The organism is Shimia sp. W99 (assembly GCF_053851455.3).
In genome coordinates, this window is record NZ_JBSQBU020000001.1 from 3,011,817 (window position 1) to 3,029,161 (window position 17,345).

General features: G+C 59.5%; 16 protein-coding genes. 5 read left to right on the top strand and 11 right to left on the bottom strand.

The genetic code is table 11. The annotated features are described in order from the left end of the window. Positions 1 to 9 precede the first annotated feature (9 nt). On the top strand, positions 10 to 900 hold the full coding sequence (locus tag ACS3QZ_RS14690) for a ParB/RepB/Spo0J family partition protein (RefSeq protein ID WP_456038519.1): 891 nt from the start codon (positions 10 to 12) through the stop codon (positions 898 to 900). On the opposite strand, the gene ACS3QZ_RS14695 is transcribed toward ACS3QZ_RS14690, so the two are convergent. From ACS3QZ_RS14695 to rph, 4 genes are read right to left on the bottom strand one after another with little or no spacing between them, the layout of a single operon-like run. Beyond that, a complete protein-coding gene (locus tag ACS3QZ_RS14695; protein ID WP_456038520.1) occupies positions 890 to 1,243 on the bottom strand; it encodes a YbaN family protein in 354 nt (117 codons plus the stop codon). The genes ACS3QZ_RS14690 and ACS3QZ_RS14695 overlap by 11 nt on opposite strands. Then, the gene (gene hemW / locus ACS3QZ_RS14700; RefSeq protein WP_456038521.1) at positions 1,244 to 2,401 is read right to left on the bottom strand and encodes a radical SAM family heme chaperone HemW; all 1,158 of its coding nucleotides are present in this window, start codon (positions 2,399 to 2,401) and stop codon (positions 1,244 to 1,246) included. Further along, entirely contained in the window at positions 2,394 to 3,005 is a 612-nt protein-coding gene (rdgB, locus tag ACS3QZ_RS14705; protein WP_456038522.1) for an RdgB/HAM1 family non-canonical purine NTP pyrophosphatase, read from the bottom strand. The genes hemW and rdgB overlap by 8 nt, the downstream gene beginning before the upstream one ends. Then, positions 3,002 to 3,715 (bottom strand): ribonuclease PH, encoded by a 714-nt coding sequence (gene rph, locus ACS3QZ_RS14710; protein ID WP_093092280.1) that lies wholly within the window; start codon positions 3,713 to 3,715, stop codon positions 3,002 to 3,004. The genes rdgB and rph overlap by 4 nt, the downstream gene beginning before the upstream one ends. A gap of 115 nt (positions 3,716 to 3,830) precedes the next feature. Between rph and hrcA the strand changes: the two genes are divergently transcribed. Genes hrcA through ACS3QZ_RS14725 form a run of 3 tightly spaced genes read left to right on the top strand, consistent with a single transcriptional unit; the run spans position 3,831 to position 6,570 of the window. Then, entirely contained in the window at positions 3,831 to 4,895 is a 1,065-nt protein-coding gene (gene hrcA, locus ACS3QZ_RS14715; protein WP_456038523.1) for a heat-inducible transcriptional repressor HrcA, read from the top strand. A gap of 10 nt (positions 4,896 to 4,905) precedes the next feature. Further along, entirely contained in the window at positions 4,906 to 5,466 is a 561-nt protein-coding gene (locus ACS3QZ_RS14720; protein WP_093092284.1) for a nucleotide exchange factor GrpE, read from the top strand. A gap of 54 nt (positions 5,467 to 5,520) precedes the next feature. After that, complete coding sequence (locus ACS3QZ_RS14725) at positions 5,521 to 6,570, top strand: TPM domain-containing protein (protein WP_456038524.1); 1,050 nt, start codon at positions 5,521 to 5,523, stop codon at positions 6,568 to 6,570. Positions 6,571 to 6,579: 9 nt separating this feature from the next. Here the strand turns inward: ACS3QZ_RS14725 and mutS are convergent, their stop codons facing one another. Further along, positions 6,580 to 9,195: a DNA mismatch repair protein MutS gene (mutS, locus tag ACS3QZ_RS14730; RefSeq protein WP_456039347.1), complete on the bottom strand. Its 2,616-nt coding sequence runs from the start codon at positions 9,193 to 9,195 to the stop codon at positions 6,580 to 6,582. Positions 9,196 to 9,358: 163 nt separating this feature from the next. On the opposite strand from mutS, the gene ACS3QZ_RS14735 reads away from it, so the two are divergent. Beyond that, positions 9,359 to 10,240 carry a ribokinase gene (locus ACS3QZ_RS14735; protein WP_456038525.1) on the top strand — a complete coding sequence of 294 codons (882 nt, stop codon included), beginning with the start codon at positions 9,359 to 9,361 and terminating at the stop codon, positions 10,238 to 10,240. 3 nt (positions 10,241 to 10,243) lie between these two features. Here ACS3QZ_RS14735 and ACS3QZ_RS14740 read toward each other — a convergent pair whose 3' ends face one another. The 6 genes from ACS3QZ_RS14740 to msrA form a co-directional block, all read right to left on the bottom strand. Next, entirely contained in the window at positions 10,244 to 11,644 is a 1,401-nt protein-coding gene (locus ACS3QZ_RS14740; protein ID WP_456038526.1) for a TRAP transporter large permease, read from the bottom strand. A gap of 11 nt (positions 11,645 to 11,655) precedes the next feature. After that, positions 11,656 to 12,288 carry a TRAP transporter small permease subunit gene (locus ACS3QZ_RS14745; RefSeq protein WP_456038527.1) on the bottom strand — a complete coding sequence of 211 codons (633 nt, stop codon included), beginning with the start codon at positions 12,286 to 12,288 and terminating at the stop codon, positions 11,656 to 11,658. A gap of 75 nt (positions 12,289 to 12,363) precedes the next feature. Next, positions 12,364 to 13,374, bottom strand: a complete 1,011-nt coding sequence (locus ACS3QZ_RS14750) for a C4-dicarboxylate TRAP transporter substrate-binding protein (RefSeq protein ID WP_456038528.1) — start codon at positions 13,372 to 13,374, stop codon at positions 12,364 to 12,366. Positions 13,375 to 13,503: 129 nt separating this feature from the next. Further along, complete coding sequence (locus ACS3QZ_RS14755; protein WP_456038529.1) at positions 13,504 to 14,844, bottom strand: sigma-54-dependent transcriptional regulator; 1,341 nt, start codon at positions 14,842 to 14,844, stop codon at positions 13,504 to 13,506. Beyond that, on the bottom strand, positions 14,841 to 16,571 hold the full coding sequence (locus ACS3QZ_RS14760; protein WP_456038530.1) for a sensor histidine kinase: 1,731 nt from the start codon (positions 16,569 to 16,571) through the stop codon (positions 14,841 to 14,843). Before ACS3QZ_RS14760 ends, ACS3QZ_RS14755 begins: the two co-directional genes overlap by 4 nt. Before the next feature lie 87 nt (positions 16,572 to 16,658). Further along, entirely contained in the window at positions 16,659 to 17,321 is a 663-nt protein-coding gene (msrA, locus tag ACS3QZ_RS14765; RefSeq protein WP_093092302.1) for a peptide-methionine (S)-S-oxide reductase MsrA, read from the bottom strand. Between the last annotated feature and the right edge of the window lie 24 nt (positions 17,322 to 17,345).

Here is a 17,345-nt window from a genome sequence, read left to right on the forward strand (position 1 = left end):
GGGCAGACCATGGCAGACAAGAAAAAAACGCGCGGACTGGGTCGGGGCCTAAGCGCGCTGATGGCAGACGTAACCGAAGAGCGTGTCGCACAGGAGGCCGAAACACCGCGCCGTGCCGACATGAACGTCCCGATCGAAAAGATCGTGCCGAACCCGGATCAGCCTCGTCGCGAATTTACACAGGACCAGCTCGACGATCTGGCAAACTCGATCCGGGAAAAGGGCGTCATTCAGCCTTTGATCGTCCGCGAAAAGTCGGAGGGAACCTACGAAATCGTCGCTGGCGAACGCCGCTGGCGCGCGTCGCAGATGGCGCAGCTGCATGAACTGCCGGTGATCGTCCGCGAATACGACGACACCGAAGTCCTTGAAATCGCGATCATTGAAAACATCCAGCGGGCGGATCTGAACCCGGTGGAAGAGGCGATGGGCTATCGGCAGCTTATGGACAAGTTCGGCCATACCCAGGAACGCCTGTCCGAAGCGCTCGGCAAAAGCCGCAGCCACATCGCCAACCTGATGCGTTTGCTTCAGCTCCCGGCCGATGTTCAGGACATGTTAAAAAAAGGTCAACTGACCGCGGGACACGCGCGTGCGCTGATCACCAGCGAAAACGCATCTGATCTTGCAAAAAAGGTGGTCAAGGGCGGTATGTCTGTTCGTCAGACCGAAGCGCTTGTCAAAAAGGCGATTAATCCCAGCCCGGCGAGTAAACCCAAGGCTGAGAAATCACAAAAAGACGCAGACACAATCGCGCTGGAAGGTGATTTGTCCGCCAATCTCGGGATGAAAGTTTCCGTGGACCACAAGGCCGGCGGCGAAAGCGGACAGGTTGTGATCCGTTATGCGTCGCTGGACGAGTTGGACGAGATTTGCAGGATCCTGTCGGCTAGCCACTAGGCCGTGTCCAGATAAAGATCAAAACAGCAGACAAAACCACCGCCTGTATCAGCAGGACGGTGGTTTTTAGACCCAGGGCAAGCGAGACACCAAACACAAAGGCAATGGAAATCGTCGCCAGCCGTTTGGCCGCTGGGTTGATTGCGCCGCGTGACTGCCAATCTTCAATTGGTGGTCCCAGGCGGGGGTGGGACAATAGCCAGTAGTGCAGTCGCTCCGAAGACCGCGCAAAGCAGAAAGCTGCCAACAACAGGAACGGGACTGTTGGCAAAAGCGGCAGAACTATCCCGACAATCGCCAGCGCGACACAGATCAACCCGAACAAGAGCCAAACAACACGCATCTAGTCCACCAAAAGCTCCGCCAGAACCGAATTAAGCACCATCCTGCCTTGAGGAAGTACTCTAAGGCGTTGATCTTCAACAGAAATCAGACCAAACTCAACCAAATTCTCAACTCTGTTCCCGCCAAGCGCATGGCCGGCAAGAACTTGGTAACGTGTCAGGTCAACTCCCTCGCTTAACCGGAGTCCCATCAACAAGAATTCGGTTGCCTGATCCTCTGACGCAATCATGTCACGCTGGCTTTCCCCGTTACCCGCCTCGGCGGCCTCAAGCCATTTGCCGGGAGCTTTCCAGTTTTCAATCGCGTGGCGCTGTCCGTGCAATGTTAGACGCGCATGGGCTCCGGGGCCGATGCCGGCATAATCCCCGTAGCGCCAGTAAATCAGATTATGCCGAGATTCAGACCCTGTTGCCGCATAATTCGACACTTCATATGGCAACATGCCTGTCGCCGCGCAAATTTCTTGCGTTGCTTCGTACATGTCGGCGGCAAGATCATCCTCGGGCAACCCACGCAGTTTTCCGCGCGCATAGCGATCTCCGAACGCCGTGCCGTCTTCGACCGTCAGTTGATAAAGCGACAAGTGGTCAATCGCCATCGAAAGCGCTTCGCGCAGTTCGCCTGTCCATGCTTCAAGGCTTTGATCCTGACGCGCGTAAATCAGGTCAAAGCTCACGCGTTCAAACGTATTGCGGGCAATGTCAAAAGCGGCTCTGGCCTCTTTGACGGTGTGAATGCGCCCCAAACGTTGAAGATCACGATCATTGAGCGCCTGAATCCCCATCGAGATCCGATTCACGCCACCTTGGCGATAGGCCGCAAATCGCCCGGCCTCAACGGAACCGGGGTTCGCTTCAAGCGTTGTTTCCATGTCATTGGAGGTCGGCCAGAGTTTACGGACGCGCTCAAGGATCGAAGCAACGACCTCCGGGTCCATCAGACTTGGTGTCCCGCCGCCGAAAAACACCGTATTCAAAACCCGGCCCGGCGTCTCGGCCGCGACACGGTCCAATTCGCCCAGGTAGGCCCTAAGCCACCGGGATTGATCGATTTCTCGGGCGACATGACTGTTGAAATCGCAATAGGGGCACTTGGCCTGGCAAAAGGGCCAATGGATATAAAGGCCAAAGCCCCCGTTTTGCCAATCCTCAGCCAAAACACCCCGCCACGAACTGCTCAACCGCCTTGCCGCGGTGGCTGATCTTGTTCTTTTCCCAACGGTCCATTTCGGCAAAGGTCACGTCATGACCTTCGGGAACAAACATCGGGTCATATCCAAACCCATCCTTGCCCCGGATCGGCCAGACAAGATGCCCCGGCGCAACGCCTTCGAACACTTCGTCATGTCCGTCGGGCCAAGCCAGAACCAGAGTACAGCGAAACTGCGCCATCCACGGTTTCGCCGCGTCGCAGGCAACCAATTCGTCATGCGCGCGGGTCATCGCCATCATGAAATCACGCCCGTTGCCGGTTTCGGCCCAATCCGCCGTACAAACACCCGGTGCGCCATTCAACCCGTCAATCGTGATCCCGCTATCGTCCGACAGGGCCGGCAGGCCCGTTGCCTTGGCCGCCGCGTGCGCCTTGATCCGGGCGTTGCCGACAAACGTATCTTCGGTTTCCTCCGGTTCCGGCAAATCCATGTCCCCGGCACCCACCACCTTGACCCCAAAGGGCTCAAGAAGGTGGGCCATTTCTTCCAGCTTGCCCTTGTTATGGGTCGCCACCAAAAGCGTATCGCCGGAAAACTTGCGGGTCATGCGACCGCCGCCATTTGGGCCGCAACCAACTCATCGACGCCCTTTTCGGCAAGGTCGATCAGCTGGTTCATCTGATCGCGGGAATAGGTCGACCCCTCCGCGCTCATCTGAACTTCGATCATCTGCTTGTTGCCAAGCATGATGAAGTTGCCATCCACACCGGCTTCGGAATCCTCGGGATAGTCGAGATCCAGAACCGCCTGACCGGCATAGATGCCACAAGAAACAGCTGCCACCGGGGAAACCAGCGGATCAGAGATGACGTCGCCCGTTTTCATCAGTTTGTTCACGGCCAGTTTTAGGGCAACCCACCCCCCGGTGATCGACGCACAGCGGGTGCCTCCATCGGCCTGGATCACGTCACAATCGACGGTGATCTGGCGTTCGCCGAGCGCAACCCGATCCACGCCCGCACGCAGCGACCGGCCAATGAGGCGCTGAATCTCCACGGTGCGGCCACCCTGTTTGCCCACGGCGGCTTCGCGGCGCATCCGGCTTGTCGTCGAGCGCGGCAGCATCCCGTATTCTGCCGTCACCCAGCCAAGGCCCGAGCCCTTGATGAACGGCGGCACACGATCTTCAATAGTGGCCGTGCAGAGCACATGGGTGTCACCCATACGGATCAGGCAGGACCCCTCCGCATGTTTGGTTACACCCGTTTCGATCGACACGGGGCGCATTTCATTCAACTGTCTTCCAGACGGGCGCATGGCTCTTTTCCTTTTTCTCTTTGGGCATGGGCATACTCGGCGGGGCAGGGGCTGCGCAACCCCGATTGACCTTTGGCATTTGCGCCCTTTAATGAAAGGGGTGAGGCAAAAAACCATGACGGACAGCACCAGGATACTCGAAGAGATGAACGACCGCTCGCGCGAGGTGTTTCGCCGCGTGGTCGAGGGCTATCTTGAAAGTGGAGATCCGGTCGGCTCACGCACCCTAACCCGCACCCTTTCCGAAAAAGTCAGCGCGGCAACCATCCGTAACGTCATGCAGGACCTTGAATTTCTCGGTCTCTTGGACAGCCCGCATGTCTCGGCGGGCCGCGTGCCGACCCAACTTGGACTGCGCATGTTTGTGGATGGGCTTCTCGAGGTTGGTGACCTCGACAGCACCGACCGAGAAAAGATCGACGCCACGCTTGGAAATGCATCCGGCGATGTCGGTACCATGCTGGACCGGGTAAGCACGGCCCTGTCCGGGGTGACGCATGGCGCCTCTCTGGTGCTCGCACCCAAACATGAAGCGCCAATCAAACATATCGAATTCGTAAGCCTGGGACATGATCGCGCCCTGGTCGTGTTGGTCTTTGCCGATGGCCATGTCGAAAACCGCTTGTTCACACCGCCAGCTGGCCAAACGCCAAGCTCGATGCGTGAGGCCGCGAATTTCCTCAACGCCGTTGCCGAGGGACGCACGCTTTCAGAGCTCGGGCAGGCCGTGCGCACCGAGATCTCCAAGCGCCGACAGGAAATTGATTCGCTGGCGCGTGATCTCGTTGAAAACGGATTGGCGCTCTGGACCAATGAAGGCGGTCAAAACGAACGCCTGATTGTGCGCGGGCGTTCGAATCTTCTGGGCACCGAAGAGGAAGAGCAGGATTTGGATCGCATCCGCACCCTGTTTGATGACCTTGAACGCAAGCGGGACATTGCCGAATTTCTCGAACTTGCTGAACAAGGCGACGGTGTGCGCATTTTTATCGGCTCGGAGAACAAACTTTTTTCACTTTCGGGTTCCTCTTTGGTGGTGTCTCCATATATGAACGCTGATCGAAAGATCGTGGGTGCTGTCGGAGTCATTGGACCCAAGCGCCTTAACTATGGACGTATCGTGCCGATTGTGGATTACACGGCGCAACTGGTCGGCAAGCTGATTTCCGACCGCGGTTAGAGGTAGAGATATGGCTGAGCGGAAAGAGCCCGAGTTTCTGGATGACCTGTTGGATGCCGAGGCGGAAGAGTTCGCCGAGGACATGGCCGAGATCGGCTCCGAAGAAGCCGAGATTGACGAGCTGCGCGCGGAGCGTGACCAGCTCAAAGATCGCTGGATGCGGGCGTTGGCAGACGCAGAAAACGCGCGCAAGAGGGGCGAACGCGCCCGTCGCGAAGCAGAGCAGTACGGTGGTTCGAAACTGGCCCGCGACATGCTTCCCGTGTTCGACAACATGAAGCGCGCCGTGGAATCGATCACCGAAGAACAGAAAGAGGCGTCCGCCGCACTCATCGAAGGTATCGAACTGACCATGCGCGAGCTTCTCAACACATTCGCCAAGCATGGGATCGAGGTCGTGTCGCCGGAAGTGGGCGACAAGTTTGACCCGCAGGTGCACGAAGCCATGTTCGAAGCGCCCGTTCCCGGTACAAAATCCGGAGAAATCATTCAGGTTTCGGCCGAGGGCTTCATGCTGCATGACCGCCTGCTGCGTCCGGCCAAGGTCGGCGTTTCGTCGAACCCCGGCTAAACAGGGACCCGAAACAATGCTAAAAAACTCCCGAACTTTCGGGAGTTTTTTCATTTGCGCCGCATTCTTTTTGCCGTTCTTTCCTTTTTTCTGCTTCTGACAACTCCGGTCACGGCCCAAACCCTGCCGGATTACACAGACCTTTACGTCAATGATTTCGCCGACCTTCTCCCGGAAGAGGATGAAAGCCGCATTCGTGCCAAGCTGGAAGAGTTGCGGGACAAACGCGGCATCGAATTCACCGTCGTTACCATTCAGGCCCTGTCCGATTACCAGCATTTCGGCCCCATCGAACCCTTTGCCACGGATATGTTCAACTATTGGGGCGTTGGGGATGCTCAGCGCAACGATGGGGTGATGATGTTGATCTCACAATTCGACCGCGTCATGCGGATTGAAGTGGGGTCGGGCTATGGCACGCAAAAAAATGTGCCGATGGGCAACATCATCGACACGATCATCACGCCCCAGTTCAAGAAAGACAATTTCACCCGCGGGATCGAAGACGGTGTGGATGCCGTGATCCGCGATCTGACCGGGCGCTGGCCGGGCGAATATGACGCTGGCCCACTTGAACGCGGCGCAGGGGCATTGCGACGGTTTCTGGATTGGCTCGGCGCATGGGCCCTCGCGCTTTTGGCACCGGTCGCGGCCTTCGGCGTGCGTGCTTATCGCCGTTGGCAACGCAACACACCGCGCCATTGCCCAAAAGACGGCGCAACAATGCACAGGCTGGACGAAGTGTGGGACGACAACCATTTGCAAGAGGGTCAAATCACCGAAGAACGCCTGAAGAGTGTCGATTATGACGTCTGGCAATGCCCGACTTGTGATCATGTAACTGTCGAGGGCTACAAAGCATGGTTTTCTGGTTACGGCGCCTGTCGCTCTTGTGGTTATCGCACGGTCGAAGGCGACACGACGATCCTGTCTCACGCCACAACCACGTCCACTGGCACGAAGCGGATCGACTACCATTGCCACCATTGCCAGGACAATTGGAGCGTCACCCGCACGATCCCCAAGAAGTCGTCAAGTTCGTCGTCCAGCAGCAGCTTTGGTGGCGGATCGTCCTCGGGCGGCGGTGCGTCGGGAAGCTGGTAGAACCCCAAGTCACCCGCCGTTGAGCGCTTTCAATTCGTACAAAAGCTCAAGTGCCTGTTTCGGTGTCAATTCGTCCGGATGCACCTCATCCAGTCTCTGTTCCAGAGGATTTGGCCCTTTTTTGACCTGTGGTGCCGGGGCCGGACTTGCCGCGAACAGAGGCAAATCATCAATCAACGCCTTTTGCGCCGGACCCTCCCGTTCGCCCTGTTCCAACGCCTCCAGAACAACCCGCGCCCGTTCAACCACCGCTTCGGGCAACCCCGCAAGTTGAGCCACCTGAACACCATAAGAACGATCCGCCGCGCCTTGTTTGACCTCATGCAGGAAGATCACTTCGCCTTCCCATTCGCGTACCGTGACCGTGGCATTGGCCACCCCGGCCATCTTACCGGCCAGTTGCGTCATCTCGTGGTAATGCGTCGCAAAAAGCGCGCGGGATTTGTTCACGTCATGCAGATGTTCCAGCGTCGCCCAGGCAATCGACAATCCATCATAGGTCGCCGTGCCGCGTCCGATCTCATCCAGAATGACAAGCGCCCGATCGTCCGCCTGATTGAGAATGGCTGCCGTTTCCACCATCTCGACCATGAATGTCGAACGCCCGCGCGCCAGATCATCCGACGCGCCCACACGTGAAAACAACTGACTCACCAGCCCGATCCGGGCACTGCTCGCGGGTACAAAGCTTCCCATCTGCGCCAGCAACGCAATCAACGCGTTCTGTCGAAGGAAGGTCGACTTACCCGCCATGTTCGGACCGGTCAGCAACCAGATGCTCGCCGCATCGCCCCCGGACAGATCGCAATCATTGGCCACGAAAGGCTCGCCCGACTTGCGCAACGCCGCCTCAACCACCGGATGCCGCCCACCTTCGATCTCGAAATCGCGGCTTTCATTCACCTCAGGGCGACACCAATCCTCTGTTACGGCCAGTTCGGCAAGCGCACAGGCCAAATCAAACTCAGCCAACGCTTTCGATGCCGCCGCGACTTGGGCCGAGACGTCCAGAATAGCACCTTTTAGCCTTTGATAGAGACGCTTTTCGATCTCCAACGCCCGGTTTCCGGCGTTCAAAATCTTGGTCTCCATCTCACTCAAGTCCACGGTAGTGAAGCGCACTTGGTTGGCCGTGGTCTGGCGATGAATGAAGGTTTCCGACAACGGCGGGGACATCATCGCATCCGCATGTTTCGCCGTGGTTTCGATGAAATAGCCGAGCACATTGTTATGCTTGATCTTGAGCGACTGAATGCCGGTCTGTTCCACGTATTGCGCCTGCATCCCGGCAATCACACCGCGCCCTTCGTCGCGCAGTTCGCGGCTTTCATCCAACTCCGCGTCAAACCCCGCTGCGATAAAGCCCCCATCCCGCGCCAAAAGCGGCGGTTCTGCAATCAAAGCCTCGTCCAAAAGGCTCAGCAACGCGCCATGTCCCTGCAAATCACGCAGAGCGTCGGCCAAATCATCGGGCAAATCACCTGCAAAGGGCATGTCGGCAAGGGTTTCCGCCTGACCAAGCCCATTGCGGATCGCCGCCAGATCGCGCGGTCCGCCACGATCAAGCGCCAGACGGGACAAGGCGCGGTCCAGATCGGGCACCTTGCGCATTGCCTCGCGCAGCCTGGCCGCATCACTGCGCTGGGCTGTCATGTAGGAAACCGAATCCAACCTTTGCCGGATTACGTCCAGCCGCAAAGAGGGCGATGACAGCCGCTGTTCCAAAAGCCGCGCCCCGCCCGCCGTCACGGTCCGGTCAATCGTGGCCAGCAGAGATCCGGCCCGCCCTCCGCCAAGGCTGTGGGTCAGTTCCAGATTGCGTCGGGTCGCGGCATCAATCTGCATCACACCTTGGGTGGCCTCGCGCTGGGGTGGCTGCAAAAGCGGCAGCTTGCCCTTCTGGGTCAGCTCAAGGTAATCGACAATTGCGCCAAGCGCCCCCGCTTCGGGCCGTGAAAACGTGCCAAACGCCTCCAAGGACGATGCCTTGAACAGCGCGGAAACCCTCTTTTCCGCCGAAACAGAGTCGAAACTTCCTCGCGATACCGCCGTCAACGGTACTCCCATGTCCTCGACGATCGAGGAGAGATCACGCTCGCTTCCTTCCGCCACCAAAAGTTCGGACGGTGCCAGCCGTGCCAGTTCCGGCCCCAAACGCACGGGGGACAAGGGCATCACGTGGAGCGCCCCCGTCGATATATCGGCCCAGGCAAGCGCGGCCTCATCGCGCACCACGGCATAAGCCGCGAGAAAGTTGTGCCGCCGCGCATCCAGCAGGGAATCTTCCGTCAGCGTGCCGGGCGTCACCAGCCGCACCACATCCCGCTTCACAACCGCCTTGTAACCGCGTTTCTTGGCTTCGGCGGGGCTTTCAAGTTGTTCACACACCGCCACCCGGAACCCCTTGCGGATCAGGGTCAGGAAATACCCCTCGGCGGCATGGTGCGGCACGCCGCACATCGGGATCTCGGCACCCTCGTGCTTGCCCCGCTTGGTCAGCGCAATATCAAGTGCCTCCGCCGCCGCCACCGCGTCGTCAAAGAACATCTCGTAGAAATCGCCCATCCGGTAAAACAACAGCGCATCCGGGTATTGCGCCTTGATCTCCAGATATTGCGCCATCATCGGCGTGACGCCCGATTTGCCTGCACTCAAAACATCAGCCCCCAAGGTGATTAGCCTCAAGGTCTAGCAAACTTGTCCGCCGGGCGAAAAGCCGAAAACGCCCCCATGGACAAGCGCATCCCGATTTGCTCGACTGCCTCTCAGGCAAACAGGACGTCTCAACATGGCAATCTACAATCTCGGCTCGATCAACGCGGATTATTTCTATCGCGTCCCGCATCTGCCCGGCCCGGGTGAAACGCTGGCTGCAACGGATTTCACGCGCGGTCTGGGTGGCAAGGGTGCGAACATGTCCGTCGCCGCCGCCCGAGCTGCCGCGCGTGTCGTTCATATCGGTTCAGTGGGACCAGATGGAGTTTGGGCACGAGACCGCCTGACCGAATTCGGTGTTGATACGCGCCACATCGCGCAACTACCCGACACCCCGACGGGGCACGCGATCATCAATGTGGATGCGCAGGGTGAGAATGCCATTGTCCTTTTTCCCGGCGCCAACCACGCGATCCCAGAAACAACCCTTGCGGCCGCGTTGTCCGAAGCCTCTCCCGGCGACACGCTTCTGTTTCAGAATGAAACCACCCTGCAACGCGCCGCCGCCGAGATGGGGCGCAAACTTGGCCTGACAATCGCCTATGCCGCTGCGCCTTTTGATGTGGTTGCGGCGGCATCGGTGCTGCCTTTTCTTGATTTCCTGATCCTGAACGAGGTGGAGGCCAGCCAGCTTTCAGAGGAAACCGGTAAAGACCCTGCCGCGCTGGGCATCCGGGATGTTGTGGTCACCCTGGGATCAAAAGGGGCCCGCTGGTATCACGATGGACAAGCGCGTGATTTCCCGGCCTTGCCGGTCACACCTGTCGATACGACCGGGGCGGGGGACACGTTCACGGGCTACGTTCTGGCAGCAAGAGATCGCGGTTTTCCCATGGAACAGTCTCTAACTTTGGCATCTCGGGCCGCTGCTCTCATGGTCACGCGGGTTGGCACCGCAGATGTCATCCCCGATCTCAAGGAAGTGACGGAGGCCCGTTTCCAGGCCCCCGGCTAAGTCTTAAACCTGCCCCGGCAGCCACAGAACGATGGCTGGAAAGGCGACCAACAGGGCAATTGTCACCGCATCCGCAATAAAGAACGGCGTGACACCCTTGAACACGTCCTGCACCGAAAGATCATCGCGCACCCCGGCCACGACAAAGCAGTTCAGCCCAATCGGCGGCGTGATCAGACAGAACTCGGCCATTTTCACCACGAGGATACCGAACCAGATCGCGCACATCGGACCACTCATGCCAAATGTGCTGTCCGCCGCCGACACGAACTCGCCGCCATTCAATGCCATGACCGCCGGATAAACCACGGGCAGGGTCAGCAACAACATCCCGATTGCGTCCATGAACATACCCAGCACCGCATAGGCCAGCAGGATCATGATCAGAATTAGCATGGGCGACATGGTCAGTGACGTAATCCAGTCCGAAAACGCGCCCGGTAAGTCGGCAAATCCAAGAAAGCGCACATAGATCAGAACACCCCAGATGATCGTGAAAATCATCACGCTCAGCTTGGCGGTTTCCAAAAGCGCATCCTTCAGCTCGGTCCACCGCATGCCCCGATAAAGCGCCATCAGGAACACGACAAAGGCCCCGATTGCGCCACCTTCGGTTGGCGTGCCCCAGGCGTCGCCACCAAACGGGTTGTAGACAAAAAAGATGATGGTCACGACCACGAACAGGATCGGAAGGGCCGGTGGCAGCGCTACGAACCGCTCTTTCCACGTGAACCCCGACACCGCCGGGCCAAACCCCTTGATCGTCAACGCCATGCCAATGATCAGGATGCCATAAATCACCGCAGAAAATGCGCCGGGAATGAAGCCTGCCAGCAACAGCTTGCCGACGTCCTGTTCCACGATGATCGCATAGATCACGAGGATGGCTGACGGCGGGATGAGAGATGCCAGCGTGCCACCTGCCGCCACAACCCCGGCGGCGAACCGTTTGTCATAACCGATGGCAAGCATTTCCGGGATCGCGATCCGGGCAAACACAGCCGAGGTTGCGACTGATGCTCCCGACACGGCGGCAAAACCGGCTGTGGCAAACACGGTCGACACCGCCAAACCCCCCGGTACCCACGCCAACCAGCGTTTCGCCGCTTCAAACAGTGCCTTGGTCAACCCGGCGTAATAGGCCAGATAGCCGATCAGGATGAATGTCGGGATCAGCGAAAGTGCCTGAGACGACACCTTGGAATGCGGCACCTGCCCGGCAGTTTTCACGGAAATGGTCAACGCCTTGCCAAAGCGGCCCGGATCATAGCCAAACTTGGCCCAGAAGATCCAGATCAGGCCAACCATGCCCGCCAAACCCGCAGCAAAGGCCACGCGCATGCCCAGAACAACAAGCAGCAACAAGCCACCCGAGACCACAAGGCCAATTTCAATCGGTTCCATGTGTCTGCTCCTTACGTATCGTGGCCCGAGACATGCTCGGCTTCCATCGCGGCCTGTGTGGCGGCATCCGCCACCAACGGCACGGCGACCGGGGTTTCGTCATTGCGGAAAAACGCGCGCGCATAGGCCCAAAGTTGCAGCCCAAGCCGCAGACACAGAACGCCAAACGCCACCGGTGCAAGCAGCTTTGCCGGCCACAGGGGCAGGGCGATGTCCATCGAACTGTCCCGGCTCCACATCGGTGCGCCAAAATCGAAACTGCGCGCAAAATGCGCCCAGCTGCCCCACACTAAAAGCAACATGAGCGCCAGAATGGCGAGCGTGGTAATAAACTCGACCAGGTATAGCGGACGCCCCTTCAAGGCCCCCACAAGCATGTCCATGCGGATATGCCCCCCGTCGCGCTGGGTAAAGGCGACGCCCATGAACGCGATCAAAGGCATCGCCTGTTCGATCCAGTCCACGTATCCCGCCAGCGGCGTGTTGAAGAGATTGCGCCCTCCCACCGAGAATACGGCCAGAACCATGAGCGAGAACACCGCCAGCCCGCTCAGAAGGGCAAGAACCCGTTCCATTTTGTAAAGAGAAGTGTCGATTTTGCTGAGCGTGCTGTCATCGGACAGCACAAGTGACGAGCCTGCCATTGCGAGCCTCCGTCATTACGTCATTTCGGAAAAGGAAATCCGGCGCCGCCATGGGGCGACGCCGCAAGACGAGTCCTATTCGCCCTTGGCAATCATGCCGGTCACGAGGTCATAGAGCTCTTGCGCAGGCAGGCCCCGCTTGGTGTTGTCCTCGATCCACGCAGCCGCGGCCGGGGCGGCGGCGGCTTCCTTGAAGGCCGCAATTTCGTCGTCCGAGAACGTGACTTGTGTAATCCCACGCTCGTTCAGCGCCGGACCCCAGGCCGCCATGGTCTTGGAGTTGTAGAACTCGACGTAATATTCCAGCGCTTCGCCTACCGACTCCAACAGCGCCGCGCGATGCTCATCCGACAAATCATTCAGCGCATCGGTATTCACCACAACCGGACAGTTGACCGTGCCGGGGTTGAGGTTGGTGGTCCACCAGGTCCCGTTCTCGATGGTGCCGAATGACATGTGGGCGTGCGGCGCAAAGGCCACGGCCTTGACGATGCCGCTATCCATCGCCTGACGCACTTCCGAGGCCGACATCGAAGTTGGCACCGCGCCCACGGTTTCCATCGCCTTGCCGATACCACCGGTGGCACGCACGCTCAGCCCTTCGAAATCCGCAAGAGTCGAAGGCGCATCGCCCACACCGACAAGGTTATATTGCGGCAGCGGCGACGGCATCAGCAGCGTTGCGTTCCATCGGGCGAGGTCCTTTTGCACGGCGGGGTGCTGATACACCGCCATGGAAAGTTCAACCTCCTGCTCCAGAGAACTCACGCCAAGAAATGGCAGCTCCAGAACCGTGATCGACGGGTTCTTGTCGCGGTGATACCCGGCACAGAACTGTGCCATCTCGAACGCCCCGATCGAGATACCGTCAAGGTTTTCCTTGTTCTTGGAAAGGCCGCCATAGCTGATGTTCAGGGTGAAATCGCCACCAGTCTTTTCGCTGACCAGCTCGGCCAGCTTTTCCACATGTTCCGTAAAGGCCCGCCGCTTGCCCCAGAGGGACACGCTCCATTCGGTGGCCACGGCTTCGGTTGCAAAGGCAAGGGTCAGGGCGGCAATCGCCGTCTGGCTCATCAGTTTACGCATAAGATTTCCTCCCGCATGCGTCTGGATTGGATGGCCGGTAACATGCAGGGACACGCCGGACCTGCCTATGAAGGAAAATGCGCGCGAAATGTCGGGGGGTCTGCGGATTTCCGCAGGGCAGGTTTGCGGCTACAAAAGCGCGCTTTTGTCGAGGCCGAGTTTCACGATTTTCTCGTTCAACGTCCGCCGCCCGATCCCCAGGGCTTCGGCGGCAGCATCCATGCGCCCCTCATGCGCCTTGATCGCCTTGCCGATCAACTCGCGCTCGAACGACGCCACCGCCTCGCGCAGGGTATCGGGCACGTCGTCAAACATCTGGTCCGCCCGGATCGCCGCTCCAAGGCTCCCGCCGCCGCGCCGTGCGGCCAGAACCCGGCGTTCGCAGACATTGCGCAGTTCGCGCACATTGCCGGGCCAGTCATGCGCCAACAACGCGGCGGCATCCTCATGGGTCACTTCCGGCTGTTGCGTTTCGTGCAGCCGCGCATATTCGCCTAGAAAATGTGCCGCCAAAAGCATGATGTCATCGCGACGCTGGCGCAACGGTGGCAAGTTGAGCATGAAAGTATTCAGCCGGAAAAGCAGATCTTGCCGCAAGACGCCCTCGCGCAATGCCTCTTCGGTATCGATATTCGTCGCTGACACCACCCGCAGGTTCACTGATACCGGCTCCGCAGCCCCCACGGGCAAAACCTGCCCATCCTCGATCACCCGCAACAACTTGGCCTGCACTGCGGGCGGGCACATTCCGACCTCGTCAAGAAACAACGTCCCACCCGAGGCCATCACCAACCGCCCGTCGCTTTGCCCCTGAACGCCGAACATCTCGGCCTCAAAACGCTCCGGCGACAGAGCCGCGCAGTTCAGCACCAGAAACGGCTTGTCCGCCCGGTGGCTCAGATCATGCAACGCGCGTGCCACCAGTTCCTTGCCGGTGCCGGTTTCGCCCTCGATCAACACCGGCGCCTCCGTTGCGGCAAGGTCCAGGATCTCGTGGCGCAGCGCCCGCACCGCATCGGTTTCCCCCAGTAATACCCGGTCCAGCCCCGCCAGCTCGAACAGCCGCGCCCGAAGCCGGTCATTGCTTTGGCGCATGCGGTATTGGTCGGCGGCATGGGTTAGAATGCTCAGCAACCGGCGCGGATCATAAGGCTTTTCCACAAAGCTATAGGCTCCGTCCTGCATCGCCTGCACGGCCATCGGAATATCCCCATGTGCCGAAATCAGAACCAGCGGCGGCGCATGGGGAAGGTCCAGCGCGGCCAGCAATTCCAACCCGCTCATCCCCGGCATCTGCACGTCCGAAAGGATCACGTCCGCCGACATTCCGCGCAACCGCTCAAGTGCCACGTCCCCGCGCGGCGCCGCCTCGGCAATCCAACCCGCCGCTTCCAGCAGGGCCAGAAGCGACTGGCGCATGGCCTTGTCATCATCGACAATCAGAACGGAATAAGGGGCTGCTTGCGTCATGCGCCGTGGCCTTCCTTTTGTGAAACACGTGGCAGCGTCACCCGGAACACTGCGCCGCCTTTGGCCCTGTTCCGCGCGCTCATTCTGCCTTCGTGATCCTTGATGATGTTGTCTGAGATCGCAAGGCCAAGCCCCATGCCGCGCCCGCTCTCACGCGTCGTGACAAACGGTTCCTGTAACTCGTTCAACGTCGCCGGTCCAAGCCCGTGTCCGGTATCTGCCACTTCGAAATACACCTCGTCGCCCTCGGAACCGATCCGCACCGAAAGCCGTGGCGCGGCAACGCCCTCCATCGCGTCCATCGCGTTGCGCAGCAGGTTCGTCATGACCTGCTCAATCCGCAGCCGGCTGCCCCGCACCCATGCCGGTGTCTCACCCGGTGCCCGGTCCACTACGCACCCCGCCGCCTCGATATTCGGCGCCACAAGTGCCAGCGCGGCCGCCATCGCCTTGCGCAGGTCGAACACTTCGAACGGTTCTCGCTCGGGCGTGGCAAAGAACTTCAACTGGCGGGTAATGCCCTCCATCCGATCCACAAGGCCGCCGATATGAGAGGTCAAGGGCGTGATCCCTGCCGGGCCAAACTCTGCCGCCGCGATGTGGTTGCGCATCGCGGCAATCGGCTGCCCCAACTCATGCGTGACCGAGGCCGACAATTCTCCAAGCGCGGCCAGACGGCTCGCCCGCTCAAGCTCGCTTTGTGCCTGTTTCAGTCTCTGTTCAGCCGTTTTTCGCTCGGAAATCTCAACCGCCAGCTTGGCGTTGGACTCGCGCAACTGCGCCTCTTCCTTTTCTGAACGCTGCAATGCCCGCCCGATGCGACGCGCGCGCTGCACCTGGAAAAGGATCAACAACGAGCCTGCCGCCAACACCACGACCGCCGTTGCCAGCCAACTGCGCACGACCGCCCGGTCATCGCTTGCAAAGTAATGCAGTTCCCAGCCATGCGGCAGGGTGTCGGCAACAAGGTGCAGCCGCCCCGCACCGCCAATCGACGCCCGCCCGCCGCCATCCGGTGTCCAGCCCAGCGGCTCCAGCGGCCCGCCCGCAAACTGCCGCGCCCTGCGGATCTCGTCCTTCTTGGCGGCATCCAGCGCCTGAAGGGTGCGATAGCGCCACGTCGAATCCGACGCCAGCAACACCACCCCATCCTGATTGACCAACATGACCTGTTCGCCCGACGCGACCCAGCTCTGTTCCAACGCGCTCAGGCTTTTCTTGATGGCGATCACGCCAAGGATGGCGCCGAGTCCGTCTCGCACCGAGTTGGCGATGAAATACCCGGGCTCTCCGGTTGTCGATCCGATGGCATAGAAACGCCCCTGATCCCCCTCGATCGCCTGTTTGAAATAGGGTCGAAAGGCATAGTTCTGCCCGACAAAACTTGACGGCAGGGCATGGTTGGATGCGGCAATCGTAAACCCGTCCGACCCCATCAGGTAAATCGCTTCCAGCCCGGCCTGTGCGGCAAAACTCTCCAACCGGGCATTCAATGGCCCGGTGCCGTCCCCCTTGGCCGCGTCAATCACGAAAGTGTCGCGGGCAAGTATGCGGGGCAGGTGGGCAAACCGCTCCAACTCGGCCTCAACCGAACTGCGATAAAGCGAAAGCCGCCCTTCGGCCTTGCTCACCTCTTCGGTGGCAAAATAGCCAAACGAAACGCTGTGCACGATCATGCCAAGCAGCACGGTGCCGACGATGGTCAATATGAGGGGTATTCGGACCATGAACCTCGGTCGCGGCAATGGGGGCAGAGATGCGCGACCCTACCCAAATCCTCACGCCGTTGGAAAGGGTTTTGCCGGAGGCTGCAATCAGTGCCCGACAAACGGAGCCGCGTTGCCCCAGAGCGCCTTGACGGTTTTGTCCCGTCCACAAGCCTTGCGATAGCGTTTGTAGGCTTCGGATTGCTTCTTGGGGCCAAACCGGGTCAGCGTGATCTTGGTCCCCTTGTAATAATCCTGATGATAGCTTTCGGCCTTGTAAAAGGTCTTGGCGGGCAGGATTGGCGTCACGATCTTCCGGCCCAGGGCAACCTGTGCCTCGCGCTTGGCATTTTCGGCGGCTTGTTTCTGGGCCGGGTTCGAATAGAAGATCGCGGTGCGATAGCTGTCACCCCGGTCACAGAACTGGCCCCCCGCGTCGGTCGGGTCGACCGAACGAAAGAACATGTGAAGCAACTGATCCCGGCTGACCTTGTCGGGATTGAACCGGATCTGCACCGCTTCGTAATGTCCGGTGCCGCCGCGCGTCACCTCTTTGTAGGTGGGGTTCTTTGTGGTTCCGCCGGTGTAACCCGAGACCGCGCCTTTTACGCCGGGCACGGATTCGAAATCGCTCTCAACACACCAGAAACATCCCCCCGCAACAATCAGGGTCTCGCTCCCGGCAGCCTGAGCATGGCGCCCATGCGCCATGGCACCGACAAGGATCAGAACAAACAGAACGGCATTCTTGAGATTGTGTAACTTTGACATTTTTTTCACTCCACGCGCTCAGGC